Source organism: Streptomyces sp. NPDC047049, from assembly GCF_040643995.1.
In the GTDB taxonomy this organism is placed as follows: Bacteria; Actinomycetota; Actinomycetes; order Streptomycetales; family Streptomycetaceae; genus Streptomyces; species Streptomyces mooreae.
This window is the reverse complement of sequence record NZ_JBEYVM010000016.1, coordinates 178,916-184,915: the sequence shown is the minus strand read 5'-3', so window position 1 is coordinate 184,915 and position 6,000 is coordinate 178,916. Positions and strand designations below refer to the sequence as shown.

At 67.0% G+C, this 6,000-nt stretch carries 5 protein-coding genes and 1 rRNA gene; all 6 read left to right on the top strand.

The window, feature by feature from the left end; genetic code table 11:
• Window positions 1-88: ribosomal RNA gene (gene rrf / locus ABZ851_RS28475) — 5S ribosomal RNA — on the top strand; the annotation flags it as partial.
• Between the two features lie 148 nt (window positions 89-236).
• Window positions 237-845 carry a CDP-alcohol phosphatidyltransferase family protein gene (locus tag ABZ851_RS28470; protein ID WP_088796473.1) on the top strand — a complete coding sequence of 203 codons (609 nt, stop codon included), beginning with the start codon at window positions 237-239 and terminating at the stop codon, window positions 843-845.
• 120 nt (window positions 846-965) lie between these two features.
• Entirely contained in the window at window positions 966-3,461 is a 2,496-nt protein-coding gene (locus ABZ851_RS28465) for a mannose-1-phosphate guanyltransferase (protein WP_361133215.1), read from the top strand.
• A 75-nt stretch (window positions 3,462-3,536) separates the two neighbouring features.
• Window positions 3,537-4,469 carry a DUF881 domain-containing protein gene (locus tag ABZ851_RS28460; protein WP_311627842.1) on the top strand — a complete coding sequence of 311 codons (933 nt, stop codon included), beginning with the start codon at window positions 3,537-3,539 and terminating at the stop codon, window positions 4,467-4,469.
• On the top strand, window positions 4,466-4,798 hold the full coding sequence (locus tag ABZ851_RS28455; protein ID WP_003984969.1) for a small basic family protein: 333 nt from the start codon (window positions 4,466-4,468) through the stop codon (window positions 4,796-4,798). The genes ABZ851_RS28460 and ABZ851_RS28455 overlap by 4 nt, the downstream gene beginning before the upstream one ends.
• A 5-nt stretch (window positions 4,799-4,803) precedes the next feature.
• Complete coding sequence (locus tag ABZ851_RS28450; protein WP_361133211.1) at window positions 4,804-5,898, top strand: DUF881 domain-containing protein; 1,095 nt, start codon at window positions 4,804-4,806, stop codon at window positions 5,896-5,898.
• The last annotated feature ends 102 nt before the right edge of the window (window positions 5,899-6,000 follow it).

Sequence of the window (6,000 nt, the reverse complement as noted above, 5' to 3'; positions counted from 1 at the left end):
CGGTTACATTCCGAACCCGGAAGCTAAGCCTTTCAGCGCCGATGGTACTGCAGGGGGGACCCTGTGGGAGAGTAGGACGCCGCCGAACAAATTTTAAGAAAGCCCCGTGGGAACCAGCGTTCCCCCGGGGCTTTTCTGTTTTGTCGTGATCTGGGGCCCCGGGGGACGGCCAGGCCGGCGGGGCAGGTAAGGTCAGGGGGCATCGTTGGCACATTTCCCCCACAGGAGGCCCCCGCGTGGAGGTCCAGGAGACGCGGGTCCAGACGGATCGCGTCCTCACCATCCCGAATATCCTGAGCATGGCCCGCCTCGTTGGCGTGCCGGTGTTCCTGTGGCTGATCCTGTGGCCGGAATTCGGTGGCCCGAACGCTGACCTCTGGGCGCTCCTGATCCTCGCTCTGAGCGGCGTCAGCGACTACCTGGACGGCAAACTCGCCCGGCGCTGGAACCAGATCAGCAGCCTCGGGCGCATCCTCGACCCGGCGGCCGACCGCCTCTACATCCTGTCGACCCTCGTCGGCCTGACGTGGCGCGAGATCCTGCCACTCTGGCTGACCGCGGCCCTGCTGGCGCGCGAGCTGATGCTGCTCATCGCGGTCGGATTCCTCGGACGCCACCGTTACGGGCCTCCCCAGGTGAACTTCCTGGGCAAAGCGGCTACGTTCAACTTGATGTATGCCTTCCCGTTGCTCCTCCTGAGCGACCGGAGGGGCTGGCTTCACGAACTCGCCACTGTTTTCGGATGGGCGTTCGCAGGATGGGGTACGGCGCTCTACTGGTGGGCAGGGATCCTCTACGTGGTCCAGGTCCGTCGAATCATCAGGGCGGACGCCACGGCCGACTGAGCTTTCCGGACCGGCAGGTTGTGCCAGGGCCCGGTGCCCGTACGTAAAACAGGATCAGCGGGCGATTTGAACAAGTGAAGTCGGCAAGACCGTCGTCTCTTAGAGGAGGACGCTTCCGACATGAAGGCCGTTGTGATGGCCGGCGGCGAAGGAACACGCCTTCGCCCCATGACGTCCAGCATGCCCAAGCCCCTGCTTCCGGTCGCCAACCGGCCGATCATGGAGCATGTACTCAGGCTGCTGAAACGGCATGGTCTCAATGAGACCGTCGTAACCGTGCAATTCCTTGCCTCGCTCGTCAAGAACTATTTCGGCGACGGCGAAGAGCTCGGGATGGAGCTCACCTACGCCAATGAGGAAAAGCCACTCGGTACCGCAGGCAGCGTGAAGAACGCCGAGGAAGCTCTCAAGGACGACGCCTTCCTCGTCATCTCCGGTGATGCCCTCACCGATTTCGATCTCACCGATCTGATCAGGTTCCACAAGGAAAAGGGCGCCCTCGTCACTGTCTGTCTCACACGGGTGCCCAACCCGCTCGAGTTCGGCATCACCATCGTGGACGAGGCCGGCAAGGTCGAACGTTTCCTGGAAAAGCCGACCTGGGGCCAGGTCTTCTCGGACACCGTCAACACCGGTATCTACGTCATGGAGCCGGAGGTCTTCGACTACTTCGAGCCCGATGTGCCGGTCGACTGGTCGGGCGACGTCTTTCCGCAGCTCATGAAGGAAGGCAAGCCGATCTACGGCTATATCGCGGAAGGCTATTGGGAGGACGTCGGCACACATGAAAGCTATGTGAAGGCACAGGCTGATGTGCTCGAAGGCAAGGTCGACGTCGAGATCGACGGCTTCGAGATCTCGCCGGGCGTCTGGGTCGCCGAGGGCGCCGATGTCCACCCCGACGCGGTGCTCCGCGGGCCGTTGTACATCGGCGACTACGCCAAGATCGAAGCGGATGCGGAGCTCCGGGAGCACACCGTCGTCGGCTCGAATGTCGTCGTCAAGAGCGGTGCTTTCCTGCACCGTGCCGTGGTGCACGACAACGTCTACATCGGGCAGCAGAGCAATCTGCGCGGCTGTGTGATCGGCAAGAACACCGACATCATGCGGGCCGCCCGTATCGAGGACGGCGCCGTCATCGGCGATGAATGCCTCATCGGTGAAGAATCGATCGTGCAGGGCAATGTACGGGTCTATCCGTTCAAGACCATCGAGGCCGGCGCATTCGTCAATACGTCGGTGATCTGGGAGTCCCGCGGCCAGGCGCATCTGTTCGGCGCCCGCGGTGTGTCCGGGATCCTCAACGTCGAGATCACCCCCGAACTCGCCGTGCGGCTCGCGGGCGCCTATGCCACCACGCTCAAGAAGGGCTCCACGGTCACCACCGCGCGCGACCACTCCCGTGGTGCCCGGGCGCTCAAGCGCGCGGTGATCTCCGCACTCCAGGCCAGCGCCATCGACGTACGCGACCTGGAGAACGTCCCGCTGCCCGTCGCCCGCCAGCAGACCGCCCGCGGCAGCGCCGGCGGCATCATGGTGCGTACGACGCCCGGTGTGCCGGACTCCGTCGACATCATGTTCTTCGACGAGCGGGGCGCGGATCTCTCGCAGGCCGGGCAGCGCAAGCTCGACCGGGTCTTCGCCCGCCAGGAGTACCGCCGCGCCTTCCCCGGCGAGATCGGCGATCTGATGTTCCCGGCCAGCGTCTTCGACTCCTACACCGGGTCCCTGCTGCGGGCCGTGGACATCACGGGCATCAGCGAGTCCGGGCTGAAGGTCGTCGTGGACGCCTCGAACGGCAGCGCGGGCCTGGTTCTGCCCAGCCTGCTGGGACGGCTCGGCGTGGACTCCCTGACGATCAACCCCGGGCTCGACGAGTCCCGGCCGACGGAGACACCTGACGCACGGCGCTCGGGGCTCGTCCGGCTCGGCGAGATCGTGGCCTCGGCCCGGGCCGCCTTCGGCGTGCGTTTCGACCCCGTGGGCGAACGGCTCTCGCTCGTGGACGAGCGTGGCCGGATCATCGAGGACGACCGCGCGCTCCTGGTGATGCTGGATCTGGTGGCGGCCGAGCGGCGCGCCGGGCGGGTGGCGCTGCCGGTCACCACGACCCGGATCGCCGAGCAGGTGGCGGCGTACCACGGGACGCAGGTGGAGTGGACGACGACCTCGCCCGACGATCTGACGCGAGTGGGGCGCGAGGACGGCACCGTCTTCGGCGGGGACGGCAGGGGCGGATTCCTCATCCCCGAGTTCAGCAGCGTCTTCGACGGCACTGCCGCGTTCGTCCGGCTGATCGGCCTGGTGGCCCGCACCCAGCTCACGCTGAGCCAGATCGACGCACGGATCCCGCGGGCGCACGTCCAGCGCCGTGACCTGGCCACCCCCTGGGCGGTCAAGGGGCTCGTCATGCGGCATGTCGTCGAGGCGGCCGGTGACCGGGACGTGGACACCACCGACGGCGTACGGGTCGTGGAGTCCGACGGCCGCTGGGTCCTGGTGCTGCCCGACCCCGCAGAGGCGGTCACCCACCTGTGGGCGGAAGGGCCGGACGACGCCTCCGCCCAGCAGCTGCTGGACGAATGGTCCGCAGTGGTGGACAGCGCAGGACGCTGACCCTGACCCCACCGGCGGCCCGTGCCTCGGCACGCCGGTGGGGCCATTGGGAGACCACCCGGCCGACGTGCGACGATGTGCGGCATGTCGCAGCAGCGCCCCGATCGGAGCAACCCGAACACCCCGGCCGCGCGCCCCGATGCGTCCATGTCGCTGCTGACCAATGTGATGGATCACAGTCTCGACGACGGATACGCCGAGGCGGCCGCCCGGAAGTCCGAGGCCGGGGTGCGCGGTCTGCCGCGGACGCTGCGGGCGAAGTTGGGCCTCGCGGCCGGTCTGGTGCTCGCCGCGCTGGTGGTGACGGTGGGTGCGGCGCAGGCGCGGATATCCGCACCGACGCTCGCCAAGGAGCGCGAGGAGCTGATCAACCGCATCCAGAAGGGCACCGGCGAGGCGGACCGGCAGCAGCAGCGGGTCGATGCCCTCCGGGACGACGTCAGCAGGATGCAGCGCGAGGCGTTGAAGCAGCACGGCAGCGACAAGGCCGAACTGCTGGGGCTGCTGTCCGGTTCGACCCAGGTCTCCGGGCCCGGCGTGAAACTCGTCGTGGACGATGCCAAGGACGCGGAGTCCAGCGGCGGCGGACCGCGCGAGAGCAGCGGATTTTCGGACACGGGGCGGGTGCGCGACAGAGACATGCAGCGCGTCGTCAACGGGCTGTGGGCGTCCGGTGCGGAGGCCATCTCCGTCAATGGACAGCGGCTTACGTCACTCTCGGCGATCAGAGCCGCGGGAGACGCCATACTGGTCGACAACAAGCCACTGGTGCCGCCTTATACGGTGTTGGCGGTGGGGGACGGGCAACGGCTGAGCACCGCTTTCCAGGACAGCGCCGACGGTCAGTACCTTCATGTGCTGCAGGAGAACTATGGGGTCCGCACCAGGATTTCCGTGGAGAACGAGGTCCGGCTGCCGCCCGCGCCCAGTTTGATCGTACGTACCGCAAAGCCGCAGGCCGGTGCCGCCAAGGCGGACGGCACCGACACAGGGAAGGGCACATCGTGATCGCCGTATTGGGCCTCATCGTGGGAGTCGTGGTCGGGCTTGTCGTCCGACCCGTGGTGCCGACGGTGGTCGAGCCCTACTTGCCGATCGCTGTCGTCGCGGCGCTGGATGCCGTGTTCGGCGGTCTGCGCGCGATGCTGGACGGCATCTTCGACGACAAGGTCTTCGTGGTCTCCTTCCTGTCGAACGTCGTCGTCGCCGCGCTGATCGTCTTCCTCGGTGACAAGTTGGGCGTCGGTGCCCAACTCTCCACCGGCGTCGTCGTGGTGCTGGGTATCCGGATCTTCTCCAACGCCGCCGCGATTCGCCGGCACGTCTTCCGGGCGTGAGGCCGATGTCGACGGACGAGATCCCGGAGCCGGAGAAGAAGCCGGAGCAGTCGGAGCAGTCGGCGCGGGCGGATCAGGTGGAGCAGCCGGAGCCCGAGAAGACGCCGGTGCCGGAGCAGGAGCCGGAGCAGCCGGAGCCCGAGAAGAAGAACGAGCCGGAGAAGAAGACCGAGCCGGAGAAGCAGCCGGAGCGGGACCGGGACAGCGGCCCGGCCGCCCGGTGGCCGATGCCGCCCGAGAGCTGGACCACCCCGGGGCGGGCGGAGACCGAGGAAGATACCGAAGCTCCGGAACCGGACAGTGCTGGACACAAGGCCGACAAAGGGGCAGACTCCTCGACTCCGGAGGCGGTTGCCGATAACGGGAGTGCGGAGCGCCCGAAGAGCGGTCGGGAGCGGCTGGTGGCGAGCCTGTGGCCGCCGCGGCTGACCCGGGCTCAACTGATCGTTGCGTTGCTCCTGTTCATTCTCGGCCTCGGCCTGGCGATTCAGGTACGTTCCACAAGTGACAGCAGTGCGCTGCGGGGTGCGCGTCAGGAGGACTTGGTGCGCATTCTGGACGAGCTGGACAATCGCTCCCAGCGGTTGACCGACGAACAGCGGCGCCTGGAAGGGCAGAAGACCGAGCTGGCGAACAGCTCGGACCAGGCCGAGGAGGCCCGTAAGCAGACCGTGGAGAAGGAACAGCAGCTGGGTGTGCTGGCCGGGACCGTCGCGGCGCAAGGGCCCGGCATCAACCTGACCATCGACGACCCGACGCACTCCGTCGAGGCGGACAAGCTGCTGGACACCATCCAGGAGCTGCGAGCGGCCGGCGCCGAGGCCATCCAGGTCAATGACGTCCGCGTCGTCGCCAACACCTCTCTCTCGGATCTCCGGGGTGGCGTGGAGATCGACGGCAAGCGTGTCGTGCAGCCGTACCGCTTCAAGGTCATCGGTAAGCCGCAGGACCTGGAACCGGCGCTGAACATTCCCGGCGGAGTGGTCCAGACGCTGGAAAAGGAGCAGGCCAAGGTGTCTGTGACCCGTGAGGAGAAGATCATTGTGGACGCCTTGCGAGAGGCGAAGCGGCCTGACTACGCTCGGTCGTCATCGCAGTGAGGCGTACACGTATGTCGAGTGCCCGGCGAGGGCATGAGGTAACGGGGGGTCGACGCACCGTGCGTGTGGTGTGTGGTGGAAACTGTCTGAAGGCCACGGACG